The 16123-nt window shown below is 41.2% G+C and carries 15 protein-coding genes; 10 read left to right on the top strand and 5 right to left on the bottom strand.

The window, feature by feature from the left end:
* Positions 1-15: 15 nt before the first annotated feature.
* The 4 genes from SAQUA_RS14645 to SAQUA_RS14630 all read left to right on the top strand — a co-directional run bounded on the left by SAQUA_RS14645 (position 16) and on the right by SAQUA_RS14630 (position 5403).
* Entirely contained in the window at positions 16-1197 is a 1182-nt protein-coding gene (locus SAQUA_RS14645) for a DUF6538 domain-containing protein (protein WP_380677035.1), read from the top strand.
* On the top strand, positions 1187-1945 hold the full coding sequence (locus SAQUA_RS14640; RefSeq protein ID WP_380677037.1) for a hypothetical protein: 759 nt from the start codon (positions 1187-1189) through the stop codon (positions 1943-1945). The genes SAQUA_RS14645 and SAQUA_RS14640 overlap by 11 nt, the downstream gene beginning before the upstream one ends.
* A gap of 97 nt (positions 1946-2042) precedes the next feature.
* The gene (locus SAQUA_RS14635; RefSeq protein ID WP_380677039.1) at positions 2043-2693 is read left to right on the top strand and encodes a hypothetical protein; all 651 of its coding nucleotides are present in this window, start codon (positions 2043-2045) and stop codon (positions 2691-2693) included.
* Between the two features lie 88 nt (positions 2694-2781).
* Complete coding sequence (locus tag SAQUA_RS14630) at positions 2782-5403, top strand: DUF927 domain-containing protein (protein ID WP_380677041.1); 2622 nt, start codon at positions 2782-2784, stop codon at positions 5401-5403.
* Between the two features lie 1122 nt (positions 5404-6525).
* On the opposite strand, the gene SAQUA_RS14625 is transcribed toward SAQUA_RS14630, so the two are convergent.
* Genes SAQUA_RS14625 through SAQUA_RS14615 form a run of 3 tightly spaced genes read right to left on the bottom strand, consistent with a single transcriptional unit; the run spans position 6526 to position 11059 of the window.
* Positions 6526-7761, bottom strand: a complete 1236-nt coding sequence (locus SAQUA_RS14625; protein WP_380677043.1) for a PP_RS20740 family protein — start codon at positions 7759-7761, stop codon at positions 6526-6528.
* 3 nt (positions 7762-7764) lie between these two features.
* Positions 7765-9738: an ATP-binding protein gene (locus SAQUA_RS14620; protein ID WP_380677045.1), complete on the bottom strand. Its 1974-nt coding sequence runs from the start codon at positions 9736-9738 to the stop codon at positions 7765-7767.
* Positions 9739-9760: 22 nt separating this feature from the next.
* Positions 9761-11059 carry a DNA cytosine methyltransferase gene (locus tag SAQUA_RS14615; RefSeq protein WP_380677047.1) on the bottom strand — a complete coding sequence of 433 codons (1299 nt, stop codon included), beginning with the start codon at positions 11057-11059 and terminating at the stop codon, positions 9761-9763.
* Positions 11060-11421: 362 nt separating this feature from the next.
* Between SAQUA_RS14615 and radC the strand changes: the two genes are divergently transcribed.
* The 6 genes from radC to SAQUA_RS14585 all read left to right on the top strand — a co-directional run bounded on the left by radC (position 11422) and on the right by SAQUA_RS14585 (position 14490).
* The gene (gene radC / locus SAQUA_RS14610; RefSeq protein WP_380677049.1) at positions 11422-11856 is read left to right on the top strand and encodes a DNA repair protein RadC; all 435 of its coding nucleotides are present in this window, start codon (positions 11422-11424) and stop codon (positions 11854-11856) included.
* Complete coding sequence (locus tag SAQUA_RS14605; RefSeq protein WP_380677051.1) at positions 11853-12206, top strand: DUF2787 family protein; 354 nt, start codon at positions 11853-11855, stop codon at positions 12204-12206. Before radC ends, SAQUA_RS14605 begins: the two co-directional genes overlap by 4 nt.
* A gap of 346 nt (positions 12207-12552) precedes the next feature.
* Entirely contained in the window at positions 12553-13095 is a 543-nt protein-coding gene (locus SAQUA_RS14600; RefSeq protein WP_380677053.1) for a recombinase family protein, read from the top strand.
* A gap of 8 nt (positions 13096-13103) precedes the next feature.
* On the top strand, positions 13104-13424 hold the full coding sequence (locus SAQUA_RS14595) for a hypothetical protein (protein WP_380677055.1): 321 nt from the start codon (positions 13104-13106) through the stop codon (positions 13422-13424).
* Between the two features lie 61 nt (positions 13425-13485).
* Positions 13486-14034 (top strand): hypothetical protein, encoded by a 549-nt coding sequence (locus SAQUA_RS14590; RefSeq protein ID WP_380677057.1) that lies wholly within the window; start codon positions 13486-13488, stop codon positions 14032-14034.
* Between the two features lie 195 nt (positions 14035-14229).
* Positions 14230-14490: an SHOCT domain-containing protein gene (locus tag SAQUA_RS14585; protein ID WP_380677059.1), complete on the top strand. Its 261-nt coding sequence runs from the start codon at positions 14230-14232 to the stop codon at positions 14488-14490.
* A 296-nt stretch (positions 14491-14786) separates the two neighbouring features.
* On the opposite strand, the gene SAQUA_RS14580 is transcribed toward SAQUA_RS14585, so the two are convergent.
* Together SAQUA_RS14580 and SAQUA_RS14575 are read right to left on the bottom strand one after the other, a co-directional pair.
* Entirely contained in the window at positions 14787-15296 is a 510-nt protein-coding gene (locus tag SAQUA_RS14580; protein ID WP_380677061.1) for a GIY-YIG nuclease family protein, read from the bottom strand.
* A gap of 143 nt (positions 15297-15439) precedes the next feature.
* Positions 15440-15931 (bottom strand): DinB family protein, encoded by a 492-nt coding sequence (locus SAQUA_RS14575; RefSeq protein WP_404413021.1) that lies wholly within the window; start codon positions 15929-15931, stop codon positions 15440-15442.
* Positions 15932-16123: the final 192 nt, after the last annotated feature.

Here is a 16123-nt window from a genome sequence, read left to right as displayed (position 1 = left end):
ACACAGGGCTTTCTTATGTGCACTCATCTGGTTAAACGTGGTTCTCGATACTACTTCCGTCGTCGCATTCCTTTATCTCTAATCCCTCATTTCCAACGTACAGAAATCGTCAAGGCTCTAGGTACGTCTAATCGCCCCGAAGCGGAAAGATTGGCCCGGTTAGAAGGTTGCCGCTGGGACAACGAATTCGCTCGTCTGCAAGGTGAGGCCATCCAGGCATTACCAGAATACAAAATCATCCAGGCCACGGGGCCAAAACTCACAGATCTCTACCAGCAGTGGCTATCCAGCGGTGAAAAAGCACCGAAGACCCGTAATCTTTACCTGAGGGCATTGGAGCGGTTCGCCGCTATCGTTGGCAAGGAGCATGTATCCGTCATTGGTAGAACGGATTGCAGGGCCTTTCGGGATGCTCTTAAGGAGCAGGGATTAAGTGTCGGAACGGTAAACAGCTACTTGGCCTCGTTGAGCAGCTTGTTTACCTTGGCGATTGATAATGATCTGCTGGAACGTAATCCGGTAGAAGGGCTCAGCCTGAAAGAAGATAAGCGGGCCAAAGAGAAGCGATTACCGTTTGACGAGGTATCACTCAAAAAAGTCTTCACTTCCCCGGTGTTCAAAGGTGATAGGCCGAAGGCTGGGGCCGGAGAGGCGTCCTACTGGCTACCACTGTTAGCACTCTATACTGGTGCCCGACTGGAGGAGATTGGCCAGCTACACCCGTCTGACGTCCATCAGGAGACTTACCAAGACGGTTCCGCCTGGGTGATAGAAATTAATGACCGGCAGGAAGGGCAGCACCTCAAGAATGCAGGTAGCCGCCGTCGGATACCGGTACATCCTGAACTGATTAAGCTCGGCTTCATCGATTTTGCCAAGAAGCAGAAGGGTGCTCGGGTCTTCCACCAGCTAAAAGCTGACGTATTTGGTACCCTAGCGGGTAACTGGTCAAAGTGGTTTGGTCGCTACCTCCGTAATGTCTGTGGCGTTACCGATAAGAGAATGGTATTCCACTCGTTTCGTCACACTTTCAAGGACATGTGTCGACTGGCCGGTATCGATGAGGCTGTGCATGATGCTCTTACCGGCCACTCTTCAATCTCTGTTTCTCGTAACTACGGTGGGTTAAACTACCCGCTGGGGCCGCTTGTTGATGCGGTGGAGAATCTAAAAGGTATATACAAATATGGAAACTAAATATTATCCCCTTGAACTTTTTGAACGATTAGAAGATGAGTTGAGAGAAACAGAGGCAAGTCTTCGTTCTGAGTTAAAAATGAGATTTCGCCAATTGCAATTTTTCAATGGATGTTATCCTAAAGTTGAGTTTTTTGACTATTTGGAAAAAAGTCCAAAATTGAAAAGGCAAGAATTTAAACCTACCAATGGTAGCGAAAATGCAAATTTAGATGGCCTTATTGCTACTCTTTATGAAATACACATTAGGATACAGTATATAGCTAGAAAGTATCTGCTAAATAACTGGCAGATGCCCAAGCATTTGCGGGTGTACTTAGTTGATATGATGGAAGGATTATCGAGTCCCGGCTTGTTTCAGCTATATGAGTCTAAAAAGAGGAACCCAGAAAAAGAGGCAATTGAGAAGTACATCGTATTCCGTGTCATGCTATGTGAATACTTGGGGATACCCCAAGAAAGCAAAGAGGGAAACGTGTTTGAAGATATATGTGATGAAGTGAAATGGACCCATAATTATTCAAAGTTAAAAAATGCTAGCTTAGCGAAAAAGAAATATTTAGATAACAAAACGCTAGGTATGCCACTACACGAGTTTATTTTGGAGTACCTCAATGAATGGGAGTTGTATAGGAATTATCTCATAAATAATAAGAAGGATGGGAGAAGATTGCGGGATCTATCCACACTCATCGCGTCTTTGCACACCGATCCTGATATTTTGAGTAAAGTCAAGGCTAGAAAATAAGTTTAGAAGCACTCCTTACTCATCAGTGCATCTCCTATAGAGTTTATCTCGCCAGCATGATTAACCATCTGGTCACAGATGAAATTGGAGATTTGATATGTTTAAGTATGAAAAATCAATGAGTAAGGTTAGTGTTAACGGCGGTCAAAACTGCAAAGAGATCTATCCTCCACTGAGATTAAAGTCGATTAGCAAGGCTGTGTATGAAACGCAGCCATCAATCTCTCATGGTGAGGTTTTCGAGATGTGTTGTGCTTATAATCAACCATTATCGCAGTTTAACTTCACTTCTGATCTGGAGTGGTCTTATGAATTACATGCAGATGTATCTGATTATGTTCATCAGATGAAGCAAAGAAATGAAGGACAAACTGTATATTTTACTTCTGGTTATACCACTTTAGTTAACTGTAGCAACAGCAGCACATTAGTTGTTGAAGGATATTCTGGTGGTGGGTTCGATACGTTGACTATTCACTCTGAAACTCCTAAAGGGATAATTATTATGAATCAACGCTTTGACCCTAAAGTTGATATTTTAAATAAATTTTTCTGGGAGGAGTTTAAACGACTTGAGAATATATCAGGATATGTCAAATACTCCCAGAGAGATGGTACATATCGTATCGATGAGTACTACGATGACAGAGTCATACGTGTTGTATTTGACCCATGGGGCGTGATAAGCGAAATTTATATTAGTATCAATGACCCTGTTTTTGATGGAAGTAACATAATAATTAAGTGATATCAGTTAAACAATAAATTATTAGGCTTCACCCATTAGGGGGAAGTCACTGGTCCCCCTTTGCTCTGAAGCCTAGCTAGGAGCAAAAATGAATATAGATGAACACAACGAAAAAGCGTTTGAGGAAATATTACAACTTGCGAAAGATAATAATATCGCAGCAGAGGATGCTGAACTTAAATACTTGGATTCAGAATATCCCCGGTTCAAGGATTCTTTAGACAAGAAAGGTGGTACAAGCGGCTATATTAAAAAATTATCTGATGAAGAAGGTAAGATTCACTGGATAATAGCAAAAAGCTATCATGAAGAGTTAGGTGAGATCATTTGGCGTAGTGATGGCCTAAATTCGTTATCGACAGAGAAGCAGGAGGAGAAGGTAGATGAATTAAAAAAGTTAAAAAGCCAACGAGATGAAGAATTGCAAATCCAGTTGGCGGAAAATAGGTTAGCCTTGGGTGAACTCCTTAAGACGCTCACTAGTGCCTCGGAACAGCACCCGTACTTGATAAAGAAACAGGTATCAAGTCATGGCATATTAATGCGTGGCAATGAGCTGGTGATCCCTCTCCATGAATATAAAGGGGAGTTAATTACCGCTCAACGCATCAGGCCTGATGGGACAAAGCGTTTCTTTAAAAATTGTGGTAAAAAAGGTGCCTGCTACGTTATTCCTGGCGATAACAGCACCATACTGATTGCTGAAGGATTCGCTACGACAGCATCCTGTTTCGAAGCTACCGGCTACACCTGCATTATGGCTATCGACAGTGGCAATTTACCTGAGGTTGCCAGGAGGGTTCGCTCTAAGACGGATGTACCGATAGTAATTGTTGCTGACAACGACAAATACAAGGAGAAAAATGCTGGGGTTGATGCCGCAGAGAAGGCTGTAAAGTTGGTTGGCGGTGCCATTTTCATCCCAGAATTTCAAGATGAAACTACAGAGCCGACCGATGCAAACGATCTGGCACTGTTGGAAGGAACGGATGAACTCAAGCGTCAACTAGAACCGGTTATCACTCATGCTCGAATGGGGATACCACCGGGTTACTTTTTTGCTAATGGTTGGCTATGCCAGAAACGGGAAACTGAAAAAGGGGAGTATGTAGTACAAATCAGTTCGGCACTTTATCCGGTAGCTTTATCCCGAGATAAGTTTAATGAAGAGTGGGGATTGGTTCTCAAGTTTGCTGATTTAGACCAGCATGAGCATGTCTTTGCGTTACCGAGGTCGGCTCTGGTCAAAGATCCATCGGCAGTTTTGGAGCCACTAGCATCCCGCGGGTTGCAATATGATCCCAATGAAAGCAAGGCATTAATTGGCTTTATATCTACGGTTCAACCGATAGACCGGGCTCGAAATGTGTCGCAGACGGGTTGGTACGGTGATGTTTTTGTTCTGCCCGATGAAGCTATCGGTGCTAGTTCTGAAACGGTTATTTATCAATCAATGTCGAGGGCTCCTGCAGGCTATGAGCAATCCGGTACACTGGAAGAGTGGCAACAGGAAATATCATCCCACTGTGTAGGAAATAGTCGGCTGATTTTGATGGTTGCAGCGGCATTTGCTGGCCCTTTGTTGGAGTTAAATCAGTCACTGGAGTCTGGCGGCTTTCACATTCGTAGTGAAAGTAGCAGAGGTAAGACGACGGCATTGAGGCTCTGCAAGTCGGTCTGGGGGGCGGCTGATAAGCTTGTGACGTGGCGGGCAACTTCCAATGGTTTAGAAGGCGTTGCCGTTGCCCACAACGATTCGACGTTGCCTATTGATGAGTTGGGGCAGATGGCGGATGAGAATCCAACGGAAGCGGCTAATTCGGTTTATATGATGGGTAATGGCTCTAGCAAGCAGAGAGCCGATCGAGGAGGGAAAGCTGCGAAGTTGAGAACATGGCGGCTCATCTTTGTTTCGGCAGGGGAGGTTTCTTTGTCGAACCTGATGCGGCAGGGCGGGCGGCAAGTCAGAGCAGGACAAGAAGTTCGCTTTATCGACATCCCGGCGGACGCAGGGAAAGGATTGGGCCTCTTCGAAGAACTGCACGGTTACCCCGACGCTGCCAGTTTTGCCGAAATGCTGAATACCAATAGTAAAACTTACTATGGTACAGCGGCCCGTGCTTTCTTGGCTCAGGTAGCGTCGGACAAGGTTGGTTTTGCTCATAAGCTGAAGGTGTTAATGGCTGAATTCTTGCGGTTAGTGCCAGAAGGTGCCGACGGGCAGATCAAACGGTCTGCCAATCGGTTTGCTCTGGTGGCAGCAGCAGGGGAGTTAGCCTCAGATGTCACTGGATGGCCCGAAGGTGAGTCGTTCCGTTGTGTTAAGCTCTGCTTCGACGCTTGGCTAGTTGAACGTGGAGAAGGCTCGCATGAGTCCACCCAGGCAATCGAGGCTGTTAGGGGGCAGTTGTTGAAGTGGGGTGACTCGCGTTTTGGGCAAAACCTCAATGGTCCGACTTGGGGAATAAAGACGGACCAAGATTTTTGGGTTTACCCAGAGTCCTTCAAAACAGATCTCTGTCATGGTTTGGATCATCGTAATGTTGCTAAAGTGTTACATGAAAAAGGTTTTTTACCGAGTTCTGCCGCCGTAAACAAGCGGATACAAGGGGAGAAAACTCGACGGGTCTACCCAATCTCAGGGGCGATACTAGGCCGCAGCGAGCCAGAACCTGAAACTGTGTTTGAGGAGGTGCCATTTAAGGTATAACCCATCGGGAGCTTCGGCTCCCTTTGTTACGCTTGTAACGAAATTGAAAATAAATCGTAACAGAAAAAACGTTGAGTTGACGGCTTGTGGCGCTGTTACGAGTGTTACTTCTAAAAACAACCTATATCTACACCGTCTGGCTGACAGGATTCAAAATCAGTCAGAAAGCGTTTAAAATACAACCAGATAGGAACCCACGCCTCAGTGGCTGGCCCTTTTGCTTTGAACACTAATTTTCCTGTATTGATTTTCAGCCCTGAATTCGCCCTTGCCGTCAAAATCACCACTGACATCGATAGTTTGAGTAAACACCGTAGGTTGCACCTTGGGCGTGTTGCCACAGGCCAGCAATCTTGGCGGTAGTGGGAGCTATCTAATTGGTTCTGACGGTAAGACCAGAGATATAAAATTCATCCTATTCGACAAGGGTAGGTCATTGATTCTTTTTAGAAGTATCAATCGTAACAGCGTCACAAGCCGTCAACTCAACGATTTTCTGTTACGCTCCCCTTTTCGGGTTTCGTCACAAAGTAACACCGATACCATGCCAACCTTCCCGGCAAACGCTCTAACCAGCCACTGGCAAGGAGTAGCCTCAGATGCCTCTTGGCGGTCCTCTGGCTGATGTCGCAGTGGTTGGCTAGCCGCAGGGATACGGAGCAAGGGTAAGGCCGTATGATCCCGTTATCGGCCATCCTGCTCAACTCCCAGCAACTCCGTTTAATACCGTTGGGTAATAATTCGAACTGGTTCATTTACGATCCTCATTATTCTCTCTGCCAAGTATCTGGCTTCGTAGTCATGCAGTTGCTGCACGAACAGGCCCCTAGGCGTCTTGCAGTTCAGGCCAGCAGAGTTGAAGCCCTCGGTCAGTCTTTTCAGCTTTTCAATTTTTTTCTTCTGGCAACTCGCTAAAGGCCAGATCTACGGCGGATTCTTCGCCGTCTTCAATAATAATTAAGTCCATGGTTCCTCCGGGTGACATCTTTTGTCACTATCTTTATTTTACACTTACTTTCCAGCCTAATGTATATGTTACGGGAAATAATCATAAACTGATTCGCTATCATAAATTTGATATTTGATAGTATCAAGAAAAGGTCCTGATACTATCAGGATATATTATTCAGCATTTACACTCATGGAGTCTTTTCTGATTAATTCCTCCTCAGTTATGCCAAGTGTAACTAAATCTTTTCTACATAGTTGAGAAATGTAGCTGCTGGTGTCAACTCCTGACTCATTTAACAAGTCCAGAGTTTCATCCAAGGATGTTTTATATGTATCGAGATTACTTGTTAAGATACTGTCTACATTTTTAGTTTCATATATTTTTTTTAGGCTTCTTTTGGCAAGCTCTGGTTCAGTTACATTTACTTGATTGTCACAGGGGGTAGTAACTCCCGAAGGATCATGCAAAGGGCGAATGTCTTTTTTAAACGACAGGCACATCGACATCATATCATTACTGGATGTGTCATCAATATCATATCGTAAAATACTCAACAACTTACCGGAACACTCACATGCTACAGCTAACCCAAATAGCCATTTAACAAATCCTATGACTACAATATTGATATGGTCGTTTTCGGTAATATTGGCAGTGCTTATTATTTTATTAGTGGTGGGTTCATGGATCTCATTATAGTACTTTATAAATTCATCTTTAAAATCAGCGTCTTGAAGATTTCTATCTAACAATTTACTAAGCCTTTCGAAAGCTTCAGCAGAGTTAGTATTTTTAGCAGTTCGCGTTGTGATGAAAAGAAGCCAGTTTCCAGATGAAGTTTTTAGTTGATAGTTAAGTAGGTTCTTGATTGCATCTAAGCGCTTCATGTCAAGCAATTTTGATATTACTGAGTCACAAAAGTCTAAATTAATGACATCGAAAGGACCATTTTTTTTGATGTTCTGCATAGCAGTTGGATTCACGTGGTGTAGTTCATCAAAGTCATGGAGGCCAATAGATGAACTTTTCACAACAAGCCCGTTATCAATATCTAACACTTGTGATAACTGTACTTGAGCTTTACTCCAAGAGTTATTTGAATTGTTGATACCATAAAAGAAGAATGATTTATTATGTGCCTTCAATTTAGACAAGAAAAATCGTATATCTAATAACCGTTCGCCAGGCAAGCCAAAATATCGTAAAGGAATTAAAGCTATCTGTTGAGGCTGATCCTGAATTAAATGCCTCTCGATAAGATTCCACCACTGGCATTTTCTAATCCACTGTTTTCTTGGTTTTTCCCAAGGAGATAGCTCAAAGTTACATATAGGTAAAGCCGCAAATTCAGAGGAAATTCCAAAATCATCCTGATTAGGACTAAAATCGTCAAATTGATTAGACATTTATTATTCCTCCGTGCTTAAGACTTTAACAATTGCTTGGAATAACTCTGACTGCCTTTGTTGTGTCAAATTATCAAGCAGATCGAACAATCCTAAAACTTGTATAATTGCTCTGGTTTTTTGTTCAGTATATTGAATGGATATACTTCTAGACTTACTGCTTTCAGACCAAGAGCTAAAGTCACTTTTTTTAATGAATAGCGTACCTGAATTGTCATTATTGAATTGTACGTTGTCTTCACTAATATTTACTGGAATTATGTCATCGATGTCCTTCTTTACGATTATAGATACATCTTTTACTATTCTATCAAGATTTCCAGAAAATGTTGCGTTCTTTTCATCTTTATTGCTAGATGTTACGGAGCGTTTTATTTCTTTATATTTACCAATAACCTGACGAAGAGCCTCATGAAGCCAACGTGTTATTATTTGATAGTGAGGATGTGAAATATTGAATGATTCCCTATCGATGTTCAGGGCTGAGTCTAAACCTTGCCTAACAAAAATTTCAATAGTTAATTGTCCTTTTATTACATGTTCAGCCACTTGATATTTCATGAAGTTAGAGTCAAAAAGTACTCCAGAAGCATTATGTATCCTTAATATTACGCCATTATGTTCACGAGGAATTACACGAGGACACCATAAAATATATGCCTCAAAGGCTAAGTCTCCACCGGAGTCAGTTTTTGATATTTTAGATAGATCAGGATTTGCAGAACCAATAAAAAGAATGGGTTTTTTGACTGCTGCATGTGTTGATGGGATATTACTGAATTTTATAGGTCTAAATAACTGAATTCCATCTATTCTTACATTAAATCCCGTAGAAGTGACAGGTGTTTTTAACGAGAATTTCTCAGATATAGACTCATTTGGTAGCAGAATTATTTCCTCAGCTTTGCCTTTTGGTAGGTTACTAATCTTATAAACTGATGGGTAATCATTACCTGTAAGCAAGAACGGATGTATTTCTATGTAGTCGATAGGAACGGAAAGACTGAGAGTCCAGATCATATTTAGATAATTATCTAAATCTGTTTCCAATCTCGGAGCAACTGTAGTTGCAGCTCTTTGTACTATTGAACTATAAAGTTTTGCAAATTTATCTTTAGGTTCGTCATTATCTGACCACGGAATTGACGGATCCCTAAATATTTCGGAATCATCAATGTTATGGCTACAACCAATATGGAAGGATGGCGTATCAACTAATGTTTTTGTTTTAGTGGTCGTTGGTTCATCTGATTCAATTGACGATTCCTGCATCCAAACTTCTACACTTTTTAACTGATCTCTAGCACTTTTCTTTATATTTTTTAAAATTATATCAGTACCATGAGCTAAAGTATTTTCTGTATGCTCAGTTCTTATTTTTACTTGACCAGTTTCGAAACTGCTCCCCCTCTTTTCATATTCATCAAGCTGTTGCTCTGAGTAGTTATTTAGAAATACATCTGCAATTAAGTAGTAATCTGTATTTCTCTGCTTTGTAACTATCGTGAATTCCCTTGTAAGTTGGGCAACACTAAATAAACCTATGCCAATTTTCCCGATTAATTTTCTTTTTTTGATTGGGCTTCTAGTTACATCTTGATTATCAGTTATTCCTGTTACTCGTCTAGAACTATTGTTCTTGACGCTTCCTCCAATATGATAAATAAGGTTTGTCAATGACTCAACTGACATTCCATTTCCGTCATCACGGATGATCATATTTGAGAATCTTGGAACATCTGTTTGTATTTCGACATTTTCAGCGTCAGCATCATATGCATTAGATATCAGCTCTCTCAACGCTGATGCTGGTTGTCTGTATATTCCATCAGTTACACGAGCCAATACTTTTTCGTCAGTCGACAATGCCGCCTCAGTAACTTCTCCTTTCTTTAATTTATCATTTATATCCTTTATTAAATTTTCTGTTTCCTGATATTTTAAGTGAGGCCTATTCTCGGGAATTTCTTGACTCATGGGTGCTCTCCTATGCTTATTGTTACCCTATAGTTTCTGCATTAATTAGAAAGTGCAAGTTTGCCTTTGACTTTTTAATGTCATTTAAACGGGATAAAACAATTTTTCCTATAGCTTCAGACAACAGTGGTGGAACCGCATTTCCAATTTGAGTGTATCTAGGACAGTCTTGAGTTCTCTGTTTTCCACCTGTCGTGTATTTTCCCGTAAAATGAAACCAGTCAGGGAAGGATTGTAGTCTTGCATTCTCGCGTGCAGTTAAAATTCTGGCTTCTGAATAATGTAATATATCGTCAGGTAAGGTGGTAACTGTCGGAGAAGGGGTGGTTGCGGATAAAACAGTCAAAGAATGTTTTTTTGATCCTAGACTTTCTCGTTCTGCCTTAGATAAGCATCTTCCTGGGCGGCAAATATCATGAACTGACTTGAAATAGTTGACTGTCTCTATTTTATGCTTTGGTAGCCTGAGACTATTCATTCGGCTATTATTAAAGTCAGCATGCATCAATGATTGATAAAATGTAGGCTTACATGGGAATGCGTAATCTATTTCATAATATCCACTTAATCCAGAATCGATATTCTCGATGAGTACTCTGCCTTCTGTCTCAAGATCTGAAAGTGCATCTTTAGCAGATGTTTTCTGATTGACATCGAAGCCTTTATATTTTAAAAAATCAGCTTTAGAATTTTCTAGAGACTTAAATAAATCACATGGCTCAATTTCATCACATCTAAGTTCACAAATCATTATGAATCTATTTCGGGTTTGCGGAACACCAAAATCAGCACAATTAATGAGCCCAGAATAAACGTTATATCCTAAAGACTCTAATTTTTCTTCTATGTATTTGGCGTAAGAAGTTTTACAGTTTTTATTGATTATATCCCGACCTTTTTCAAAGCACATGTTAAAGCCAGATACATTTTCAATAACTAAAAACTGTGGTTGAATCAAATCAACCATCCGTAAATACTGTTCCGTCATTGCATTACGGGGATCCGACGGGTTTCTTTTACCAGCAGTGGAAAACCCTTGGCACGGAGGGCCTCCTACTATTAGCTCAACCTTTCCATTTAGCTTCATGAGTTGATGCGAGTAGTTTTCGAGCAAAAATTCACAGCTCATAGATTTTTTATGCAGCCACTCAGGCCAATCAAACTGGAATTTATCTCCATCGACTAGGTTTAAACGCAGGGTTTCGAAAGCTAACGGGCTCTTTTCAACTGCAAAAAGTCCTGTCCATCCAGAGTATAAGAGGCCTAGTGAGAGGCCGCCGCAACCAGCAAAAAGATCAATGAATCGGGATGGAGTGGACATTTTAACCTCAAATTACTCTATAATTTCAACTGGTTACTTGTAATCATGTTAAGCAAGAAACAGTAACGATGCCACATGCCAGAACATTTTAAGAATATTGTTTCATATTGTACACATCCTTTACATAGTTACTATATCTCAGATGGTTAGAGGTTGGTTAAGTATGCTGGTGAAAATTTAAGCGATTTGCTAGGTGCTCATTTGTAATATATATCCGCTGTCTGTCAAATGGTCATATTAATGACTTGATTGTTATTATAACGAAGGTAGCAAAGCTTTATCTCTCTTATACCTTTGTGCCGATTCAATATTGGCTCTCTTTACCGGTACAAGAAACGTGCAGATCAACTTAGGAGAAAATCATGCACGATCGAATTATTAATAAAGCCAGAGAGATATTAACTCAACGGCTGTATCGCTCAGAGTCATTATTGTCATCTAAAGAAACTGAAAGCTTTCTTGCTCTGAAGCTGGGTGAAAGAGGGCAGGAGGTATTCTCCGTCATTTTTCTGAATAATCAGAATCAGGTGATCCAGTATCAGGAGATGTTCTTCGGCACTATCAGGGAAACCAGCGTCTACCCCAGAGAAATTGCCAGGAAGGCTTTGAAGTTGAATGCTGCTGCCATTATCTGTTCCCATAATCATCCTTCTGGTAATCCTGAACCGTCTCAGGCTGACAGGGCAATTACTGACAGGATTCGTGAGGTAATGGGGCTGGTGGAGGTTCAATTATTGGATCATATCGTTGTTGGTGGCGGTAAAACAGTATCTTTTGCTGAAAGGGGTTGGCTATGAAATGTTCACTGCCATTACAGAAAGGCTTTATTGCTATTCTGGAAAAGTACCGTAAGCCTGTCGACGAATTAATCTTGAACTTCCGTTCACCGGATTACTCGCCGGAAGGGGGATATCGGCCAGTAGAGATCCGGTTATTTGGTGATACCTTGGATTATGTCACCGAGTTTGCTTATTTCGGTCTGTATCCTGAGTTGGAAAAATCACTGGATTTCGATTTCGGTCAAGGGGCAGGGTTTCAACCGTTTACCGGCTATAGCGATATTCGCCGCTACGGTGAACTATTCCAACTCTGGCAGAAGAACTTCATTGCCTATTACCGTGCTGGTGTCTATCGGGTGACATCATGAATTGGGGAATGTTACTGCTTGAAGCCCTACTGGCCGGGGTAGCCGCCTTTGTCACTGTATTCTTCCGGGGACTGATGGCCCACTATGTACCTGAAGATTACGGTCTTTGAGATCCCCCAAATTATCACTTCATTGTTCACATCTTAATCAGGTTGTCTCGACCTGTCATCGTCAGGGCCTTTCTCAAACGGGAGGCCTGATTTCTTAATAAGCACTAGGCAAGTGCAATAGACCAAGGTCATGTGACGCCCGAAAAAGACGGTGATTTTACCAGTCAATTAAGCGGGTTTCAGCATTTTGACCGGTTCAGTCAGTGTACCTTGCCCTATTGACCATAGGAGGCCTTATGGCTCGGGTTGGATATGCACGGGTCAGCACCATTGGGCAAAGCCTGGAAGCTCAGCTCAAGGCGCTACAGGACTGTGAGAAGGTCTTCCAGGAAACCATCAGTGGTTCGAAAGATGATCGCTCACAGTTGAAGTCGATGCTTGAATTCGTGCGGGAAGGTGACACGGTTGTTGTCACCAAGTTGGACCGGTTAGCCAGGAACACTCGACACTTATTGGAGATTGCCGAATTCCTACAACGTAAGCGGGTATCACTGAAGATTTTGAACTTAGGGATCGACACGTCAACACCAACGGGAAAATTGATGCTGACCATGATAGGAGCAATAGCAACGTTCGAACGGGAACTGATGCTGGAGCGCCAGGCGGAAGGCATCGCAATCGCTAAAGCAAAGGGGAAATACAAGGGCAGGAAGCCTACAGCGATGGCTAAAGAAGATGAGGTGCTGGTATTACTGAATGAAGGTTTGCCGAAGGCTGAAGCTGCAAGGCGTGTTGGCATCAGTATCTCCAGCGTTCAGAGAATATTACGGAGACAGTAGAGGGAATTATGTTGAGGTTGATATTTTTCATTATCGTAATGATTCCAGCAATAAGTAGTGCCCAAGTGATAAATAGAGGTTTCATTTGTTCAAAAACATCATTGCTTCTCCATCTTGATACTGAGCTTCCTTCAAGTTCATATATAATGTTGAATGATGAAAGGTTAGCACTTGATGAAGTCGAAGAAGATGGTGATGCAAACTTAATGAAATTCGTCTTGGTGTCAAAAGGTAAAAAAGTTACAGAGGTTATACTGAATATACAAGGTTCCGGCAAGGTGTATATACGTGACTTTAAAAATAATAGTTGGGAGCCTTGTGTACAGTAGTGAAGGTACTATTCAAAGTCGTGATGGAAGCATTATGTTTATCTGATATAACGAGGGGTAAATGAGAGTTTCAATTGATAGAACCAATGGAATAACTCTGGTAATAATACTTGTATTGAATATCATTCTGATAACGGTGTTATTCAATGGTTCCACTGAGTTAATGATGTGTGCGATCACAACTTTAGTTGGGGCACTATTAGGGATGACAGGGCGGATTATTTATGAGAGTGTGATATTTAGAGATATAGTGTTAGAAAGAACCAATTGTACATTACTACCAGTTCTATCAGGCTGGGCATTAATTGTAGTGGCTAAAACTAACATTGGTGGTCTGAATGAAATGCTGTTGGTGCTCTCTACGTCGCTTGCAATAGGAATTGCTGGTGCTTGCCTGAATAAGAACATGTCATTACCTGATGATGATGCTCTATATTTCGGTATTGTACTTTTGGTTATGTCAGTAGTTGCCATGACTTACAGATTGAGCATTCCTGAATACTATTGGTATGCCTGGATGGGAATAATTATTGCTATGACGTCATTAAGTGGTGTCCTGATTAAAGGTTATATTGTTAAAAGGTTTGGGGATAACAATGCAGAAAGCTAAAGATCCTGCCCTTGCGGCTATTCTGTCGTTCATCATCTGTGGTAGTGGCCAGATTTATAACGGCGATGTTACCAAAGGGTTATTCTGTTCGTAGTAGCCTGTATCTGTGGGCTAATATTTCTACCTCTGGTATTGATTCCAGCGGTCTATGCAACATTTGATGCCTATAACTCTGCTAAGTTGAGGAATGGAGACGTGGAAATTGAGGAACAAAGAAACAAGGATTATATTGACGTTGCTGACTTTACCGAAAAGCTAAAAAGACTATCATCTTTTCTCAATGCTGGCATGATTAGCCAAGAAGAGTTTGAGGACAGAAAGAAGAATCTGCTTGCTGATATCTGTATGAAGAAACTACAGGAAGACCCTCTGGACTTTCTTGCAGCTTTGGTGCCATTGAAGCAAGGAGAGATATTAACTGATGATGATATCTCAGTGATTAAAAAATTAGTATAAACTAGCGGGTCACTTCGGTGGCCCGTTAAAATTACAGTATGAAAATCCTAACCTGTATTTCCACTCTAATTTTATGTCTGCTCAGCATACAAGCTTGGTTGCTTGATGATAGTACCTTGGTGTTGATACTGAGGGTTTTGCCTGTAATTATTCTACTGACGGCGGCAGTAGGTTATATTATCTGTTTGTTACTTCGTTACGAAACTAAAAAGTGAACCGTAACAGCGAACTCTTTGGTATTTAAAGGGTGTTACGCTGTTACGATTGTTATTTTATTAAATCACTATAAAGAATTATCAATGATTGTTTTCTTCCTCTGTGATATTTCCTCGGTAATATGTCGTGCTAATTTCTGGCATAAGTGACTTTCTTTTATTGGTGTTAAAAATTCGAAGGTTGAGGTCTTTAAAGTGTGTAGATAGCAACTTTGAACTATTATAAGCTGGTTGGTGGGCGTGGATTAATAATGACTCTATTGCATCTAATATGTTTTTATCAATAGGTGCATATTTTTCTATCTCCCACATTTTCTCCCAGCTTTCAAAGATTCCACATGATCCAACAAATATTTTTACGGACTCACATTCAAATGAATATCTATTGCTATGCTGCCAGAGTCTATTGGTCATATTTTTTGTCTTACCAATGTACAAGAGTACATCTCTACCATAACATGGATGGTCACCATAAATTTGATATAAACAGTGACCTTCATGAATTATACGGTTATCGCCTTTTTTACTTTTAAATTCATCTATAGTATAAGGCCCCTCCCAATAAATATCATATATTGTGCTGTTTGACATAGTATCACTCCTTGATTATGCTATTATTTAGCTACTTTATAATCTTATTACTTTCAGACTGCCTATTGGTAAACACACAGTCTACCTATGCGTTTTTGTCCTGCTTGTAATAGTAATGCTACTATATATTTTACAAAGTGATACTACACGCAGTGATCCCTCAGAAAGACGGTGAGTACATCTTTGGGTGGGGTCACTTTGCATTCAGACAATAACCATCCAACGGCACCACGATGGTATGTACCATGATGTGAAACATGGTTCAGCATATCTATTGCTTTCATCTTTCCTTGCCCGCCATCAACAAATGTAAAGCGAATGATCCTAGAGAGGGAAAAGTCGTCCAAATTTTCGATATAACTTATGAACCATTCGTCACAGGATAACATTTTGTCCATCAACTTTTGGCATGATGGTGTCTCTGGGGTGTTTAAGGCTGTGTACCCATGAGCTAACCCTGTTAAATTTGCCTTAAAAATCTCATCCACGACATGAATGTGGTTCATCAAGCGGAGCATCAAGTGATGATTCTTGGGGGAGGCTAAAACATCAACTTTAGAGATAGCTTGAAGAGTCTCAGTGTCTGCCCATTTTTTAAACCTAAACAGTTGAATAAGGGTGTCTGCCTGGGGCATGTTTAAAACCTGTAAAAATTTAGTTAATGCATCATACATCTAGACGCATAAAGTATGCTACTTCGATATTTTGGGAAGGTGTTTTTTATCAGTAACAATTGTAACAGCGTTGCAGCCCGTCACATCAAGGTTCTCGGCGTTACGGTATGAAGCCACTTGTCGTAACAGCGTAACAAAATCAATAGGGTAGGA

Source organism: Serratia aquatilis (assembly GCF_044865145.1).
GTDB classification, from domain to species: Bacteria; Pseudomonadota; Gammaproteobacteria; order Enterobacterales; family Enterobacteriaceae; genus Chania; species Chania aquatilis.
The sequence above is the reverse complement of the archived record's forward strand: the minus strand, read 5'-3'. Positions and strand labels throughout refer to the sequence as shown.